At 41.6% G+C, this 16,616-nt stretch carries 15 protein-coding genes; 4 read left to right on the forward strand and 11 right to left on the reverse strand.

Features of this window, described 5'->3' with window-relative positions; genetic code table 11:
• Window positions 1-106: 106 nt before the first annotated feature.
• The gene (locus tag AC3ZVC_RS00845; protein WP_490065858.1) at window positions 107-1,045 is read right to left on the reverse strand and encodes a magnesium transporter CorA family protein; all 939 of its coding nucleotides are present in this window, start codon (window positions 1,043-1,045) and stop codon (window positions 107-109) included.
• A gap of 210 nt (window positions 1,046-1,255) precedes the next feature.
• Here AC3ZVC_RS00845 and AC3ZVC_RS00850 point away from each other — a divergent pair, with 210 nt between their 5' ends.
• Both AC3ZVC_RS00850 and AC3ZVC_RS00855 read left to right on the forward strand, forming a co-directional pair.
• Window positions 1,256-1,519 carry a hypothetical protein gene (locus AC3ZVC_RS00850; protein WP_490065859.1) on the forward strand — a complete coding sequence of 88 codons (264 nt, stop codon included), beginning with the start codon at window positions 1,256-1,258 and terminating at the stop codon, window positions 1,517-1,519.
• 58 nt (window positions 1,520-1,577) lie between these two features.
• Complete coding sequence (locus tag AC3ZVC_RS00855) at window positions 1,578-2,252, forward strand: TrkA C-terminal domain-containing protein (protein ID WP_490065860.1); 675 nt, start codon at window positions 1,578-1,580, stop codon at window positions 2,250-2,252.
• A 116-nt stretch (window positions 2,253-2,368) separates the two neighbouring features.
• Here AC3ZVC_RS00855 and AC3ZVC_RS00860 read toward each other — a convergent pair whose 3' ends face one another.
• Window positions 2,369-3,694 (reverse strand): polysaccharide biosynthesis protein, encoded by a 1,326-nt coding sequence (locus tag AC3ZVC_RS00860; protein ID WP_490065861.1) that lies wholly within the window; start codon window positions 3,692-3,694, stop codon window positions 2,369-2,371.
• Window positions 3,695-3,880: 186 nt separating this feature from the next.
• Here AC3ZVC_RS00860 and AC3ZVC_RS00865 point away from each other — a divergent pair, with 186 nt between their 5' ends.
• On the forward strand, window positions 3,881-4,333 hold the full coding sequence (locus AC3ZVC_RS00865; RefSeq protein ID WP_490065862.1) for a DUF2269 family protein: 453 nt from the start codon (window positions 3,881-3,883) through the stop codon (window positions 4,331-4,333).
• Window positions 4,334-4,743: 410 nt separating this feature from the next.
• Here the strand turns inward: AC3ZVC_RS00865 and AC3ZVC_RS00870 are convergent, their stop codons facing one another.
• The 5 genes from AC3ZVC_RS00870 to AC3ZVC_RS00890 form a co-directional block, all read right to left on the reverse strand.
• Window positions 4,744-6,111, reverse strand: a complete 1,368-nt coding sequence (locus tag AC3ZVC_RS00870) for a YjiH family protein (protein ID WP_490065863.1) — start codon at window positions 6,109-6,111, stop codon at window positions 4,744-4,746.
• Window positions 6,112-6,127: 16 nt separating this feature from the next.
• Complete coding sequence (locus tag AC3ZVC_RS00875) at window positions 6,128-7,444, reverse strand: aspartate aminotransferase family protein (protein ID WP_490065864.1); 1,317 nt, start codon at window positions 7,442-7,444, stop codon at window positions 6,128-6,130.
• An 83-nt stretch (window positions 7,445-7,527) separates the two neighbouring features.
• A complete protein-coding gene (locus tag AC3ZVC_RS00880) occupies window positions 7,528-8,904 on the reverse strand; it encodes a sigma-54 interaction domain-containing protein (protein ID WP_490065865.1) in 1,377 nt (458 codons plus the stop codon).
• A 323-nt stretch (window positions 8,905-9,227) separates the two neighbouring features.
• Window positions 9,228-11,105 carry a ribosomal protection-like ABC-F family protein gene (abc-f, locus tag AC3ZVC_RS00885; protein ID WP_490065866.1) on the reverse strand — a complete coding sequence of 626 codons (1,878 nt, stop codon included), beginning with the start codon at window positions 11,103-11,105 and terminating at the stop codon, window positions 9,228-9,230.
• Window positions 11,106-11,518: 413 nt separating this feature from the next.
• Window positions 11,519-11,668, reverse strand: a complete 150-nt coding sequence (locus AC3ZVC_RS00890; protein ID WP_490065867.1) for an RAxF-45 family protein — start codon at window positions 11,666-11,668, stop codon at window positions 11,519-11,521.
• 162 nt (window positions 11,669-11,830) lie between these two features.
• Between AC3ZVC_RS00890 and AC3ZVC_RS00895 the strand changes: the two genes are divergently transcribed.
• A complete protein-coding gene (locus tag AC3ZVC_RS00895; RefSeq protein WP_490065868.1) occupies window positions 11,831-12,565 on the forward strand; it encodes a TspO/MBR family protein in 735 nt (244 codons plus the stop codon).
• Window positions 12,566-12,620: 55 nt separating this feature from the next.
• Here AC3ZVC_RS00895 and AC3ZVC_RS00900 read toward each other — a convergent pair whose 3' ends face one another.
• From AC3ZVC_RS00900 to liaF, 4 genes are all read right to left on the reverse strand, one after another.
• Complete coding sequence (locus AC3ZVC_RS00900; RefSeq protein WP_490065869.1) at window positions 12,621-13,574, reverse strand: cation diffusion facilitator family transporter; 954 nt, start codon at window positions 13,572-13,574, stop codon at window positions 12,621-12,623.
• A 127-nt stretch (window positions 13,575-13,701) separates the two neighbouring features.
• Window positions 13,702-14,334: a response regulator transcription factor gene (locus AC3ZVC_RS00905; protein WP_490065870.1), complete on the reverse strand. Its 633-nt coding sequence runs from the start codon at window positions 14,332-14,334 to the stop codon at window positions 13,702-13,704.
• Between the two features lie 45 nt (window positions 14,335-14,379).
• Entirely contained in the window at window positions 14,380-15,402 is a 1,023-nt protein-coding gene (locus tag AC3ZVC_RS00910) for a sensor histidine kinase (protein ID WP_490065871.1), read from the reverse strand.
• On the reverse strand, window positions 15,399-16,133 hold the full coding sequence (liaF, locus tag AC3ZVC_RS00915) for a cell wall-active antibiotics response protein LiaF (protein ID WP_490065872.1): 735 nt from the start codon (window positions 16,131-16,133) through the stop codon (window positions 15,399-15,401). The genes AC3ZVC_RS00910 and liaF overlap by 4 nt, the downstream gene beginning before the upstream one ends.
• Window positions 16,134-16,616 lie beyond the last annotated feature (483 nt).

Consider the following 16,616-nt stretch of genomic DNA (forward strand, 5'->3'; position numbering starts at 1 on the left):
TGTTGAATTTTGCACTTCTCTTTATTGCAGCGGAAGGCGCGAGCGCCAAGGAACGTCGGACCGCCCGCGTTCGGTGGGTGCCTACAAGGCAAATTTAAAAGTGCCTTTATTTAAAGAAAGAATCCTTCTTTCTTCCTCGCAATATATCACCCATCCATCCTTTTTTAACGAGCATAATGTAAAGAGCTGCTGTAGTCGCAACAATTACGAAGATGGATAAGGGATATCCAATTTTCCAGTCAAGCTCAGGCATATACTTAAAGTTCATGCCCCAAAGCGCTCCCCAGGAAGCAATCGGAGTCATTAAAGTCGTTATGACAGTCAGCGTTTTAACAATCTCGTTTCCCCTGTGCATGGATACCATTTCTTCAAAATTAACCAGATCATCAATTTCCTGCTGATATTCCCTTACAAGCGTATATCCCCTCTCAATTCTCTTGCATGTTCTTTTGAATTCGGCCCCTTCGGTTACATCTTCGCCAAAAGCTTCCTCAATCCCAAGCCTGATTTCTTTAACAGGAATCATTAGATTTTTCCATACTAAAATTTGATGGCGGAGCTGATAGATTTCTTCGAGGCGATTAATATTGTTTTTCTCTTTTATCTTCCAGAGCAAATCGTTTAATCTGACTTCAAATTTATCTATCTTTTTAATGTTATCACTTAGGACTTCACCCAAAATGACAAAAAATCCATCGATCGCATTGTGTGTTTGTTCCATTTTTTTTAATAGCAAAGAGTTATCGGATTGAATAACAGCGGAATCAAAGTTTACGGTTATTAGAAAGTCTCTCGTTAAAAAATAGTGAAATAAGCTGTTCTCATGCTGCTCTTTTATTGTCTGCTGATATATGAGCGAGCCGCTTATATACTCTTTTTCCCGCACAGTAGTATCCATTTCCATTACATTTGTTTTATTCTCTGTCGTTTTTTCAGCCCACTTCTGTAATGCATCTTTAAAATCCGGGGCTTTTTCACATTCTATTTCATTAGTATGGTCATAGCGATGCCACTTCCAATTATGCTCACTGTATTCTTTTTTCATCGCCATCTTCCTTTCCAGCTGGAGCCTTTCTCTTCTTATTTAATAATTACATGTTTCCCCTCTCCCCTCCTCATTAAAACCTTGCATAAGGAGTAATTATTTCTTGATCTGGAAACAATGTTTAAATAAAAAATGTTTTCATTTAAACAGGCCGGGTAAATGTAGAGTAAGAAATACAAATTAATATATTTAAAGAGGAGGAGCATAATAATGAATTCTCGTCCGTTAAATCCATATGTACTAGCAGGTGTCGGAATTACAAGTATTTTATTATTGGCCAGCAAGAACAATCGTAACAAGGTACAGTCCCTTGCCGTTAAAATGAAAGGCATGATTCCTGACCGTTTCCTTAATGATACAGTGCCAACAGAAAAGCTTGGTCACCCTGACCCCCATAATATTGAAGACAATAAAATGGTTGATGAAGGTTCCATGTATTCAGTTCAATACTATAATGAGACAGTACAGCAATGACCTAAGGACTAGCTTCCTTAGGTTTTTTATATAATTCAAAATAATCGGAGGAATAGAGATGGGTGTGCTTTTTATCCTGATTTACTTGGGAATTGTTCTGGCTGTGATCGAAATAAATACACTGCTTTTTACTTATACCGGGCTGGATAAGCATATTGCACGATTTCAGGTTATCTCTATGCTGACTGGTACAGGATTTACAACAGGAGAGTCGGAACTGATCATTGATCACCCCATTCGCAGAAGAGTCGGTGCCTTTTTAATTTTGTTCGGTGCCTTTTCTTTGGCCGTGATCATTTCGGCCATCAGCAATCTGCTTTCAGATGAGTTTTACACTACAAAAATTTCAATCGTAGCCGTCGTACTCATTATTATTATTTTTATTCTAAGAATGCCTTACATAAGAAAGTTTCTATCCGAAAAGCTTGAACATGAACTGGAAGAGCACTACGACTTTCGGGACTTGCCGATCAAGGAAGCCTTGCTCACAGATGAAAGCGATCATATTTTGGATTATTTTATAGACAAGTCTTCCGGTTTCATTGGCAAAGAACTCAGAAATATTATTGAGGAGGATGAAGATATCCTTGTTCTCTACATCCAAAGAGGTGATTTGAAAATCAGGAAAAAGCGGCTGGTCACAGAAGTCCAAGAAGGAGATCATGTTATTTTATATGGCGATGAGAAAGCAATTGAAGGAAAATTCGGTACAAAAGAAGATAGACAGAAATAAAGCATCTTCTGCTAACAGGAAGATGCTTACTTTGCTGCTTTCCGATGGGGCGCATAGCCACTTCTATCCTGCCATTCCTCCCATCAATAAATATTTTCTCTATTTTATCCGCTTTCTCAGTTAAATTGTTTGGCAGGCGAGAGAAAAAGGGTTAGGCCGATTTTCCGGCACACCGTTACATAATGCATCATGGCGAGCAGAACAGCCCCAGTGTTCATCCCCATGATAATCCCGTCCATCTGCAGGCTGTGCATCGAACCCAGGAGGAACATAGCTGTAAAAGAAACAATCGTTGACCAGATTGAATGATAAAAGGCATCTTTCATGAGACCCATGCCGATTAAATATGCTTGCATCGGTATAATGAAAAAATGCAGCAGAAAGAATGGCCACAGCATCTGCAAATACACGGCTGCATCGGTTGAATGGAAAAAAACATCCGTTAGCGGCCTTGCGAAAAAGTAGAATAATACTACGGAAGGAATACCATATAAGAACGTTACAAAGAACACCTGCTGAAGAAGGCGCCGCAGTTCCTCCAGATTTCTATCTGCATACTCTTTAGATACAGTCGGAATCAGCATGATTAAAAATGAGTGGGCAATAAATGATGGAAAAAAGCCGATGGTCATCGCTACACCAGCAAGCATCCCAAAATGCTCCGTGGCCACTTCCCCCGGTACGCCTGCTTTTAAAAGGGCTCCTTTTATCAAAAACGGCTGAACAGCATGTGTCAGTGCATGAAATACTCTTAACGCTGTAGTAGGAACAGAGACAGAGATTAAATTTTGTCGTACACTTTTCCCGCTAAGGAATTCAGATGGCTCTTTTTTGACACGCTGATACTGAATAATAAACATATGAAGCAAATAGAGGAAGACAACAATTTCGCTCCCTATGAATGTACAAAAGGCGATAAATACTGCCGTAACCGTATCGAATTGAAAGGCCTGATACAGCACAACCAGCAATAGAAGCTGAACAGACTTTCGCAGGAAATTCGAGGCTGCAATTTTCCCCATTTGATGCTTGCCCATAAAAAAGCCCCGGGCTATTGATGAAAAAGACACAATCGGAATAAATCCAATGACCGTCCACCTTAGCAGAGGATGATATTCATTAAAAACAGAGACAAATGGAATAATTGCCGCCGCAAGCGGCACCAGTACAGCCGTAAAAATGATGGTCAGCTTAATGACATGGTTAAGCATGCTTTTATGATATTTTTTATCCTTCTCAGCAATAAATTTGGATATGGATATCGGAAGCTCAAAGCTTGCTAAAAGAACGATCAGGAAAATGGTCGGCAAAATGGACATATACATGCCGAGCCCTCTCTCTCCAAGTTCCCTGGCAAGGACCATATTCACGACAAATTCTATACACTCACTGGCAAAGGCTGCCAGCGCAAGCAAAACAACTCCCTTGAAGAATTTACTCATTGCGCCTCTCCTTATACATTGCAGATTCTATATAAGATATGAGACATGTCCCCATAATATTTTGCCAAATTAAATCTCTCCCTGAAAAAGTTCCGAATAGGTATTTATTACTATATGGTTTTATTATATTATTACAATACATATAGTAATATGTATCCATTAAATCCGAATTTTAGGAGGAGAAAAATGAGCATTTATAGTTTTATAGTCCTTATACATGTCGTTGCCGCAGTGGTCGGCCTCGGCGCCAGCTTTGCCATGCCAGTTGTAATGAAAAGCCCTGCTACAGCAGGACAGGCAAGGTATTCTTTAAACCTGAACAGCAAAATTGAAACCTTTGCAAAAGTGGGAAGCATACTTTTGCTGATTACCGGGCTAATTCTAGGCATATTGAACACCGCTCTGTTTACACAAGCCTGGTATATTGCCAGTGTCGCGATCTACATAGGTGTACAGTTTATTGTTGCAGGCATCATGCCTAAAAAGATTAAATCCATGGCTGAAATCATGGAAAACCATAAAGGCGATGATATCCCTGATCCTTACTCCAAACTGAATCAGGAGCTGCGCCCTTATAACGCAATCATTCATACTGCAGCGGTTGTACTGATTGTGTTAATGTCCTTAAAGCCGTTTTAAAAAGGCTGTTTTCTAAAAGATTGTTGTTTTTAAAGTATTTTTTGTAAATAAGAATATTGATATATAAGGTTGGTTGATTGGAGCGCAAGGTGCGAGACTCCAGCGGGAGGAGTGGGACAGGTGAGACCCCACAGGCACTACGCGCCGAGGAGGCTCACCGCCCGCCCCGCGGAAAGCGAGCCTCCTGGAGCGGAAGTCAACCTCCACAACACTTTTTTAAAGGGCAACAAAATTTGCGGAAACAGCCTTTAATAAAGAATTGCGGAGATTAGACTCTAGTTTAAAAAGTTATATGCAAAAATGAAAGGAGGCCGGCAATGTTGCCGGCCTCCTTTTCTATTAAGCGCTGCTATAATTATCTGCCCAATCAACGGATTGCCAACAGCTACAAATAACTCTAACAGCCTCTATTAAAAGACAAAAACATGTGCAATTAAAACAATGATTGGTAAAGTGATGATGGTTCTTTCAATAAAAATAATAAATAAATCTGTAAAGCTTAATGGAATATTCGAGCGCAAAATCAATATGCCTATTTCGGACATATATACTAATTGCGTTAGGGAAAGGCCTGCCACTACGAATCTTGTTAACTCGCTTTCAATTCCGCTTCCAATGACCGCCGGCAGGAACATGTCAGCAAAACCAACAAGCATCGTTTGGGCTGCTGCACCTGCTTCAGGCAATTGCATAAATTCCAGAACCGGAATCAGCGGATACGATATAATTTGAAAAACAGGTGTATACTCAGCAATAATCAAGGCTGCGGCTCCAAGGCTCATAACCAGTGGGATTAACCCCATCCAAATGTCCAATACGGTTTCCACTCCATTGAATAGAAGCTTCTTCGGCCCCGGAGCATTTTTTGCTTTTTCAATGGCTTGGAGCCAGCCCCACTTAACATTTGAAACCCCTTCCGGAATGGTCTCATCGATTTGCTGGCCAACTGGTTCATAATAGGTGTTAGGCTTCCTGGATAAAGGAGGTATTCTCGGCATAATCAATGCAGCAACAATGCATGCTGCCGAGACTGTTAAGTAAAAAGGAATGAATAAATGGCCTAGCCCCACAACATTTGCTACCACCAGGCTGAAAGCAACAGAAGCGATAGAAAACGTGGTTGCGATGACCGCCGCCTCTCTTTTCGTATAAAATCCTTCATCATATTGCTTTGTTGTCACTAACACCCCTACTGTTCCTGCGCCCATCCAGGAAGCCAGACAGTCGATTGAAGATCGGCCAGGCAAAGTAAACAGAGGTCTCATGAATTTTTGAACAAGCGCCCCAATAAACTCCATTAAGCCAAACTCAACTAATAGCGGGAGAAGAATTCCCGCAAATAAAAACCATGTTAAAAGAACAGGAGCCAGATCGTACAGGACGACTCCACCTGTATTCCTGGACCAAATAAATTCAGGGCCTGCTTCCAAAATGGTCATCAAACCGACTGCGAAGCCAAGTATTCTCATAATCAAACCGAATTTACCGGTATCAAACAATCCTTTAAGAAATTTGTTATCCATTATGAGCGCTGGCTTAAAAGCTTTCGTAATAATAGAAACACCAGCGGATAAACCGAGAATAAAAATAATAAATGCAGGCATCTGCTCACTAAATGCATTACTTAAAAAGGATGCCAGAATGCCAACACCAATTGTAACATCTCCTTGAAACTTAACCGGAACCAGGAATAATAGCGTTCCAATTAACGATGGAATAATAAACTTCCAATATTCACCTGTGACTGCTTGCGGTTTGACTCTAGTCTCAGCCTTCATTCTCATTCCCCCTTTTTTATTTGGCAACAACAGCTTTATGCTCTGTCAGTGCTTCATCCAAAACTTTTAGTCCCTGGTCAATTTGCTCTTTTGTCACGATCAGCGGCGGAATCATCCGAATGACCTCACCTGAATTTCCGCATAAGTAGAAAAGAACCCCTTTATCCAGTGAGGAATTCAAAATATCCATTACTGCATTTCCATCAGGCTTCCCCGTGTGCGGATCAATGATTTCAATGCCAATCATCAGCCCCAAACCTCTTACACTTCCCACAGCGGGGTGCTTTACTTTTAGTTCATGGAGTTTCTGTAACGCATAATTCCCCATTTGTTTAGCGTTTTCCAATAGATCCTCCGTTTTCAAAACTTCAAGAGAGGCTAAAGCTGCAGAGCAAGCAATTGGATTTCCCCCAAAGGTTGTTCCATGGGCACCCAACGGCCATTTCTCCATTAATTCTTTAGATGCTGCAGTTGCACTTAATGGAAGACCGGCGGCAATTCCCTTTGCAATTGCCATAATATCTGGAGTGACACCAAATGCCTGTGCCGCAAACCATTCCCCAGTCCGTCCAAAGCCGGTTTGCACTTCGTCAAAAATTAGTAAAATTCCATGCTGATCACAAATTCCCCTGATTTTTTTCATCCAATTTTTCGGTGGAATGACATAGCCGCCTTCTCCAAGGACCGGTTCAATAATCATACAGGCTACTTCTTCAGGGTCTACCTGATGCTTGAACAATGTTTCAACGTCCTTTTCCAGTTTCCTTGGGAAGTACTCCTCAGGGTCTTCTCCATATGGGCAATCCTTTTCATTGGCATATGGCAGCTGATAGGTCAGCCAGGATGGCTGCTGGTGCTTCCGGTATTTGCTCTTGGATGTGGAAACACTTAATGCCCCCATTGACCGCCCATGGAAACAGCCGGTGAAGGATACCACATAAGGTCTTTTTGAAACATACTTTGCCAGCTTAATGGCTCCTTCGATTGCCTCAGTTCCGCTGTTCGCAAAGAAAAAGCAATCCAGGTTTCCCGGCGTGATTTTTCCTAGTTCTTCTGCGAGTCTAAGTATCGATTCATAGATGATGACCCCTGATGGTCCGTGAACCAAATGATCCGCGCTGTCCTTGATGGCCTGTACAACTTTTGGATGGCGGTGGCCAACATTTTCAACTGCAATACCTGATGTAAAGTCCAAATACTCCCTGCCATCCACTCCGTAGTAATAGCAGCCTTCCGCTTTGACTACCGGCAAATTCGGATGGTCTTTCGCCATGCTTGGCGCTAATAAATTCGAGATATTTCCAACAAGATGACTCCAATTTTCTCCGTTCATACTATCCCCTCCTGAAACGCGCAAATGTAAAATTTATTATTTCTCTGTTTATCTTTAATGCAATAATCATGCCAAAGTATGTATTAACAATCATATTTTTTTAATTTTCTTACTACTGAAGGCTGACTGATGCCTAAAGCGCCTGCTATTTCAGTCGTTGTTCGAAAGCGTTTCTTTGCGTTGATTAAAACTTTTTTTTCAACTTCCTCCAGTATGGCAGGCAACGGCCGTCCTTCGAAATGCATAAAATTGTCTTTCTTCTCTTGCATATGATATTCATAAGGCAAGTCTTTTTTTGTGATAACCGAATATCGGCTTGTAACAATTAGCCTCTCCATTAGGTTTTCAAGTTCCCTTACATTCCCCTTCCACTCCAGCTGCAGCAAGTGGTCAACCAATGCCTTGTCCAGTTCCCGCGCACGATTATGGCGTTTTGAAATGGCATGGAGAAAATAGTGAATCAGAGCAAATAAATCTTCCTGCCTTTCTCTCAATGGCGGTATCTTCAGAGGCACGACATTAAGGCGAAAGAATAAGTCCTGCCTGAATTCCTTCGTCTGGACTGCTTTCTCAAGATCCTTATTTGTGGCAGCAAGCAAGCGAAAGTCTGCGTTTACAGGCTTGGTTCCCCCAACTCTATAAAACTTCTTATCCTGTATAAATTTCAGAAGCTTTGCCTGCAGATGTGCTGATAGCTCGCCAATCTCGTCCAGAAAAAGCGTGCCTCCCTTTGCCATTTCGGCAAACCCCATTTTCCCTTTATTTTTGGCACCTGTAAAAGCCCCGCCTTCATAGCCAAAAAACTCAGCTTCAAAGATAGACTCCGGAATGGCACTGCAATTAACTTCAATAAAAGGGCCGTCCTTGCGTATGCTATTTTGATGGATCCATTTAGCAAGAGCTGATTTTCCAACACCTGACTCTCCTAAGAGCAGGACTGTAACATCTACATCTCTAATCCTTCTTATCGTTTCAGCAATATTTTTCATCGGCTGGCTATCTGCAATGATTCCATCCATTTTGTTGCTCTTATTGCGCAGAAGATCCAGCTCGCTCTTTACCCTCGCCATTTCTTCTTCCACACTATTCAGGTATTCTTTTATGACGAGCAGTTCTGAAACATCATAAGAATAACTGACAATATGATCGATTTTCCCGGCTTCATTAAATACTGGAATGCCCGTCACAAGTATCTTTTTTCCTGATCCAGCCTTCTGTACTAAAATGACCTTCTTCTTTTTTTTTAATACTTCAGGGGTTATAGCAGGCTTGAAAACTCCTTTTCTCTCAAGCTCATAAACTGATTCTCCCAGCAGTGATTCCGGCTCAACTCCATAATGACTGCCGCTTCCTTTACTGACTTTTATAATTATACCGTCTGAATTGGTCACCATAATATCTTCTTCCATTGAAGAAATAACTTCTTTTTCATTATTCCAGTCCATAAAAAAGCTGTTCATTTGTATTCCCCCTACAATTATTCAATTGTGAATAATACAAATACCAATAAAACCCTAATCCAAAGAAGCAAGTTGCACTATTTTATTCAGATTTAAATAATTATTCAGATTTGTATAACACTATACAATATTTGTAGAACAATGGGAAGGTGTCTTCGTGAATTTTTTATAAAAATACATTTTTTTGTATTAAAAAAAGGCTTTTTTCTAGAAGATTGTTGTTTTTAAATAGAGTCCCTAAATTAAAACATTTATAATAAGTTTGGTTGATTGGAGCGCAAAGAAAAAACGAAGGCTAATCATCTGTTAGCCTTCTTTAATCTTTATAAAATAGCATCCAATCTTCCGTATAGTACCTCCCTTTGAACTTCTAATCCTTCTTTTTTGTCATAAAGGAATTGCAGCTTTTCCAAATCGGTTTCCGTTTCCAATGATTTCTCTAATTTTAGGAGAGAGGACTCGAGATTTTCAATCTCCATTTCCAGTTCCTCGGGTAATGGCTCTTTCTTTCCTTTTAAAGGAAGATCATCTTTTTTTGCCTTTATCAAAACTGGCATCTCTATTGCCGCTTTCCACTTATCCTCCATCTTTTTTCTCGCACGATTATAATTCCCTTCAAAAAAATGGACTTCCTGCTGATCAATCCAATAGATTTTGCTAAACAAACGATTGATAAAATAGCGGTCATGGGAGACAGCCAAAATGGTTCCCGAGAAGTCATCCAATGCATCTTCCAATACCTCTCTTGATTCGATATCCAGATGATTGGTTGGCTCATCGAGAATAAGAAAGTTAATATCCTGATGCATCAGCTGAGCCAGGCGAAGCCTCATTCTTTCACCTCCGCTCAAGCTTGATACCTTGCGGAAAACGGTATGGCCATAGAAAAGGAAACCAGCCAGAATATGGCGTGCATCCCCCTCTGTTACAGATAATTCCTCCCTAAAGGCATCAATCACTGTTTGATCAGTGTTATCTGAGAATACATGCTGAGACAGGTAGCCAATTTTAAGATTGCTTCCGCACCTGACTTCTCCTGTATCCGCTTCAATTTCTTTAAGGATCATCTTTACCAAAGTCGATTTTCCCGTCCCATTGTTCCCGACAATAGCGGTCCGGTCCTGAAATTGCATATGCATGTTGATGTTCCTGAATAGTTCTTGGCTGCCAAAGGACTTACTTATCTCCTTCATCACCACAACATCTTTTCCGCTTCGGTCGGCAGCATCAAGATCGATATTCATCTTTTTGCGGTTCAGCACTGGGCGGTCTAGTTTTTCCATGCGCTGGAGTGCTTTTTCCATGCTGCTTGCCCTCTTATGAAGGCCAGCATTGGGAGGATTGGATTGATTGGCCCATTCTCTCAGTCTTTTAATGGCTTCCTTCATTTTCTTTATTTTCTTCTGCTGTTCTTCATATTGCTGAAACTCTCTTAACAGCCTTTCTTCTTTCTCTTTTACAAAGCCGGAGTAATTGGTAAGGTATAGAGTAATTTCTCCATCTTCCAGATCAAGAATTTTGCCAACAGTCTCATCCAAAAAATACCGGTCATGCGATATCAGGACGACTGTTCCTTCATACCCCTTTATAAAGTCAGCAAGCCATTCGACTGCCTTGATATCCAGGTGGTTGGTCGGTTCATCCAGAAGAAGCAGATTCGGGCTTCTAAGAAGCATGTGGCCGAGGCACACTTTTGTTTTTTCGCCTCCGCTTAGACTGGTGAAGTCTTTATCCAGCAAGCTTCCAATATTAAGTCCATAGGAAATGCGGTCAATCTGGCTATCCATTTCATAACCGTTTTTCAGCGCGAATTGATCCTGCAGCTCTCCATATTCACTGATAAGTTTATTTAATAGATCTGGATCGGTTTCACAAGCCATTTGCTGCTCCATTTGCTTCATTTTAGTTTCCATTTCCAGCAAACCGGCAAAAGCTTTTTTTAAAACTTCAATAGACTTCATGTTAGCAGGATAGTCAGGTATCTGTGCCAGGTAGCCAATCTCACACCCCTTTCTCCAATGAATCTGTCCAGTATCCGGTACCTCAGCACCTGCAAGAAGTTTGAACAATGTCGTTTTTCCGCTTCCATTCCTGCCTGTTAAACCGATCCGATCTTTTTCATGGATTTCAAATGATAAATTTTCAAAGACATGGCTGCCCCCATACATTTTTCCAATTTGCTGTGCACTGCATGCGATCATACTCATTTCCTCCAAATTTTTTTAATGGCTGTTTTTTAACAAGTTGTGAGGAGTGGTTGATTTCCGCTCCAGGTTGCTCGCTTTCCGCGGGGCGGGCGGTGAGCATCCTCGGCGCGCAGCGCCTGTGGGGTCTCACCTGTCCCACTCCTCCCGCTGGACGTTGAATAAGCATCCTTGAATCATCACCGCACGAAGGAAATGCGAATGCATTTTCGAGGATCTCGCACCTTCCGCTCCAATCAACCAACCTTATTTTTAAATTTTTTTTAATCACAAAATCCATTAGAATAGACCCTTTTAAATTAAACGCAAAAAAGACCATAGGAAAGCATGCTCCTATGGCCTGGCTAGAGATCCAATTAAAAAGGAGAGCTTGAAGAAGCCCTCCATTTCACCGCTGTATTCTATAGTGGCTAAAGAGATGTTCTCACTGTTTTGTTTTTACTATGAAATTTGCTAAAAAAGGGCATACTTGTCCCGTTAAAAGCAAAACCATGAAAAATTGCACGGTAAATAGTAAGGAATTCAATCCATTCACCACGTGCAAAAACAGTTCCAATCATCTCTTCTCCACCTCCATTTCCAATAAGTTAGTTTTATTTTAATATTTCTTCAATTCAAAAGCAATGGGCATATACCTAAAGCTTCCATGCAATGTGCTCGTTAAGATTATTAAGGCCCAAAAGTGGAATATATATTCTATTAGGGAAAGGGGATGGAGACTTTTGATTTTTATCGTTCAAATATTTGCCTACTTGATCATGATTACAGTTAATGCGCTTGCAAATATATTGCCATTAAACGGACAGACAACAGGTGAAATTTCTAATAAACTGGACGTTCTATTCACTCCTGCAGGTTATGTGTTCAGTATCTGGGGGTTGATTTATTTACTGCTCGGCATTTGGATTGTGAGGCAATTTCCCGAAAAACGCAGAAACCTCCCAATCTATAAGAGAGCCAGTAATTTATTTATACTGACCTGCATTTTAAATAGCTTGTGGATTTTCGCCTGGCATTTCGAATTTTTTCTTATTTCAGTTTTCGTTATGATTTCACTGCTTTTTGCTTTAACCGGCTTGTATAGGAAAACAAAAAATTCGGACCCAGACTTTTTGGATATTGTACCGTTTTCCATTTATTTAGGATGGATTTCCGTAGCCACCATTGCAAATATTAGCTATTATCTTGTGAATATTGGCTTGATTGGGACCGGGCTGCCCGAAATATGGTGGACATATATCATGCTTGCTATCTCTGCCGCTTTGGCTTTAATGTTTCGCATTAAAAATGACGACTGGGTTTATCCCCTGGTATTTGCGTGGGCATTCATCGGGATTGGGATTAACAATATTTATGATTATCCAAACATAGCATTTGCAGCGTACTTCCTGACGGTTTTTACCGCTGCAGGAAGTATGCTGGCGACTAAACTAACAATCAGATATAAGTTTCACTAATCATTTCTTTTCGCTGCAGCAAAAAGGAAGCCTGCACTGCAAGGCTTCCTTTTCTTTATTGTTTCCACGTTTGGATTTGGTCTGTTTCCAATATTCCAATGGTCACATCACTAATATCCGGGTCATCGAGCAATTTGTTTCTTACGCCAATTTTAATATCATCAGCAACCGCAAGGGTCAGGCCTTCAACTAGCTCGATATAGCCCTCCACATGGTATCTTCTTCCCTCTTGGATAAGCCTCAGCTGTTTGATATCAACAACATCAGGATCATCAAGAATAATTTTGGCAATTCGGTCTTCAATATCTTTTGGTGCTGCAACACCGATCAGGCCCAATGTGTTCTCAAAACCGATTTTGATGGCGATTCCAACCAGCAGGAGCCCAATTAGAAGGGTTCCGACGCCATCGAGAAAATATAAGCCGGTAAAATGGGCTATCACAATGGATATTAGAGCAAGGAGTGCACCAAAGGTAGCAATGATATCTTCATAAAAAACAAGCCGTGTTGGAGGAGTGGCAAGCCCGACATTTTTAAATGCAACAGGCACTACTCCCAAGCCTTTGGCCGGAGTTCTGGTTTCATGGGCAATTTCCTTCATTGCCTTTACTAAAATAAAGCCATCTACCAAAACCGCCAGTACCATAACGCCCACATTAAGCCAGAGATCTGTCGATTCTTTCGGATGCTGAATCAGCTCCCATCCCTTATGTATGGTTTCGTAAGCCATTATGGAAATAACAATAACTGCTATCAGAACAAATAGATTAATGACCCTTCCAAATCCCGTAGGAAATCTCTTGGTTGGTTCCTTTTCAGCAAGAGCACTGCCAAAGAAGACAAATCCCTGGTTCAGGGCATCCGCAAGAGAATGAAGTGTTGTGGCAAGCATGGCTCCGCTTCCGCTCACCATGGCCGCTATCCCTTTGGCAATCGTTAATGCCGTATTTCCGAGAGCGGCCATTCCTGAAGATTTATTCCCTTTTTTTAGTAACGCTATAACTGACATTATATCACCGCCAAATTTTTTGTTTGTTTTATTGTTACCCTCCTGCACTGTATCTGAATCATGATTTTTTCGATTGCGGCTATTTGTGCAAAATAAAAAGAGCTAACAAATCATTAGCTCTTTCACTCTATTTTACCAGCGAGTGCTTGAAGGCATAGATAACAGCCTGCGTCCTGTCCTGGACCTGCAGCTTGCTTAAGATGTTGCTAACATGTGTTTTGACTGTTTTTAAGGCAATGAAAAGTTCGTCAGCAATTTCCTGGTTCGTTTTTCCTTCTGTCATTAACAGAAGAATTTCCATCTCACGGCTGGTCAGCTCTTCATGGGGCTGATGCTGGTTTTTCTGCCTCATTTTCACCATCATTTTGCCGGTCACTTCCGGCTCCAGCACGGATTGGCCATGGTAAGTGGAACGGACTGCATCCGCGATTTCACTTGCTTTGGAGGTTTTAAGCATATAGCTTGTAGCCCCTGCTTCAAGTGCCGGATACACTTTTTCATCATCCAGGAAGCTTGTCACAATAATGATCTTTGCTTCCGGCCATTGCTCGATGATATTCCTGGTTGCTTCGATTCCGTCCATTTCTTTCATTACCAGATCCATTAAAATAATATCCGGCCGCAATTTAAGTGCCATCTCAATAGCCGTTTTCCCGTTATCCGCTTCTCCTATGACTTCAATATCCGGCTGTGCCGTCAGATACGAAGACACTCCGATCCGAACCATTTCATGGTCATCGACAAATAAAACTTTAATCATTGGCCTCACCCTCTGCATTTAGTCTCGCCTCTTCGCAGACATTTTTTACATAATTGGAACCTTTACCTCAAGTCGTGTTCCTTTATCTTTCACACTGATGATTTTCATGCTCCCGCCGACTTCGGCTGCCCGTTCATACATATTTTGCAGCCCGTATGATCCGGCCTTTGTTTCCTCAACATCAAAGCCGACTCCGTCATCTGCCACACGGAGTATGGCATAATCATCCCTTTGAATAAGCAGCACTTCCAAATTATGCGATTTCGCATGGCGGAGTGTATTGGAAACTGCTTCCTGGAGAATTCGGAACAAGTGGTCCTCTACCCCTTTATCAAGCGGAAAGTTTTCCACCCTCCAATCAATCTCCAGCGCTACTTTTTGAAGCAATTCAACAAGCAATTCTTCAATTCCTTCTTGAAGCGTTTTGCCTTTCAGTGCAGCCGGACGTAAATGCAGAAGAAGAGCACGCATTTCAAGCTGGGATTGGTGAATCATTTCTTCTACCATTTTCAGCTGCTTCGCCTGCCTGCCTTCCTGGTCCTGCTGGGTTTCATTTATGGCAGACATCATCATGGATGCTGCAAAAAGCTGCTGGCTGACTGAATCGTGAAGCTCACGGGCCAGCCTGTTCCGTTCCTGAGAAATGATTTCCTGCATTCGGCTTTCAATATCTTCCGCTTTTTCATTTGCAAGCTTTTGAGAGATTTTTGCCTGATCAGCAATATGCTTTTGGATCTTTCCCACCCTGCCGGCAATGGACTGGAGTTCTTTGCCTGTATTCAGTTCATCAGCATCCAGCTGGCGCCCTTCCTCAACCTGATGAAGAAGGCTATCAACCGTCTGAAGCTTCCGGCGCCAATATAAGCCTGACATGAATCCAAAAATCAGGCCGATCGCCAGACTGACGCTTGGCACGAAGATAATAAACGGAATATCCAGTACCTCTGTTTCCCATAAATCACCCCAATCAGGAATGGGAAACATCGTGAAAAAGGAAGCAGTCAGGACAGCAAGAATCAGAAGGGACATGCTGGCCCCCCAAACAATTTGCCGCTGGATGATACTCATACACGTTTCACCTCTATATCGCCTACCAGCAGTGAGGTGAAGATCTTGATGCGCTGGCCCGATTTATCATAGCCTGGTGTCTGAAGCTGCAGTGCTTGGTTAAAAAGCTTTGATTCTTCATATTCAAATATTCTTGCAGCGCCTGCAATGGCTGAATGACTGACACTTACTTCCACATCGTAAGGAACAAGCACCTTTACATTGCCGATAAAATTCCGGATAAAGATGACGGTTTCTCCCTTTGGAAGGACGGTATAGCTTAAGTCAATAACAGAGTCGCCAATGCCCGTCTGTATATTAATATCATTCCATTCATACACTTGCTCGGGCGTTGTCTGCTGGCCGACAAATATATTGGAAAAAAGCGGATCTTTTTTAATGACCGTTTCTTTTTGAAGATTAACACTTGGTTCTTTAAACTCCGGCCTGATTTGTTTCGGTTCCTTTTTGGATTGCGCAAACTGAATCAGCAGATGAATCAGAATAGCCAGCAGGAAAAATTTTAACGTCATCATGCTAAAAATATTGATGAGCAGAAAAATTAACCCCAGCCAGAAAAGCCATTTTCCAGAGGTTCGCGGCATCCACTTTCTTCCAATATACACCATTCCAATTGGCACAAGAAGAGAGAAAATCACTCCCCTATTAAAAAAGGCAATTTCTACAAAAAGGACGACAATGCCCACCATTACGATCCAGCTTAAATAATCGCTTTTTATTTTATAGTTCATGAGGCATCCCTCCTTCTGCGTATTGGAATGATCAGTTAAGCGCAAGGCGCCTGCTTATCGGCGGCTTTATGAGCTCAACCGATGACGCCTGAAACCAGACAGTTATCTAAGTTCAGAAATTTAACTTATAAAAATAAGGCCGAAAAGGCGCAGCATCCCTACGCCTTTTTAGAATACCATTTTTTGTTCATAAAATAGAATGAGTTTTTGGTTTTTACGAGAAAAAAGAGACTGTACGGAGGATTAAGTGAGCCGTACGGTCTTTTTTAAAAAGCAGTTTTTTATACAGGCAGGATTTTTAATTTGGTTTAATGTTTATCTTGCACGTTTTTAAATAGCTTTTTCGCAAAGTTTGTTGCCTCAAACTAGTTTTAATTACTGAGTTGATTGGAGCGGAAGGCACTTGACTCCTGCGGGAGAAGAGGGAGCGGGAGACCCCGCAGGCGTGAAACGCCGAGGAGGCTCCCGTTCCTCCCCGCGGGT

This window comes from Cytobacillus sp. C11.1 (genome assembly GCF_058145115.1).

Coding starts and splice junctions, on each gene's coding strand:
- AC3ZVC_RS00845 (WP_490065858.1), bottom strand. CDS start 1,045: ATGAAAAAAGAATACAGTGAGCATAATTGGAAGTGGCATCGCTATGAC.
- AC3ZVC_RS00850 (WP_490065859.1), top strand. CDS start 1,256: ATGAATTCTCGTCCGTTAAATCCATATGTACTAGCAGGTGTCGGAATT.
- AC3ZVC_RS00855 (WP_490065860.1), top strand. CDS start 1,578: ATGGGTGTGCTTTTTATCCTGATTTACTTGGGAATTGTTCTGGCTGTG.
- AC3ZVC_RS00860 (WP_490065861.1), bottom strand. CDS start 3,694: ATGAGTAAATTCTTCAAGGGAGTTGTTTTGCTTGCGCTGGCAGCCTTT.
- AC3ZVC_RS00865 (WP_490065862.1), top strand. CDS start 3,881: ATGAGCATTTATAGTTTTATAGTCCTTATACATGTCGTTGCCGCAGTG.
- AC3ZVC_RS00870 (WP_490065863.1), bottom strand. CDS start 6,111: ATGAAGGCTGAGACTAGAGTCAAACCGCAAGCAGTCACAGGTGAATAT.
- AC3ZVC_RS00875 (WP_490065864.1), bottom strand. CDS start 7,444: ATGAACGGAGAAAATTGGAGTCATCTTGTTGGAAATATCTCGAATTTA.
- AC3ZVC_RS00880 (WP_490065865.1), bottom strand. CDS start 8,904: ATGAACAGCTTTTTTATGGACTGGAATAATGAAAAAGAAGTTATTTCT.
- abc-f (WP_490065866.1), bottom strand. CDS start 11,105: ATGATCGCATGCAGTGCACAGCAAATTGGAAAAATGTATGGGGGCAGC.
- AC3ZVC_RS00890 (WP_490065867.1), bottom strand. CDS start 11,668: ATGATTGGAACTGTTTTTGCACGTGGTGAATGGATTGAATTCCTTACT.
- AC3ZVC_RS00900 (WP_490065869.1), bottom strand. CDS start 13,574: ATGTCAGTTATAGCGTTACTAAAAAAAGGGAATAAATCTTCAGGAATG.
- AC3ZVC_RS00905 (WP_490065870.1), bottom strand. CDS start 14,334: ATGATTAAAGTTTTATTTGTCGATGACCATGAAATGGTTCGGATCGGA.
- AC3ZVC_RS00910 (WP_490065871.1), bottom strand. CDS start 15,402: ATGAGTATCATCCAGCGGCAAATTGTTTGGGGGGCCAGCATGTCCCTT.
- liaF (WP_490065872.1), bottom strand. CDS start 16,133: ATGAACTATAAAATAAAAAGCGATTATTTAAGCTGGATCGTAATGGTG.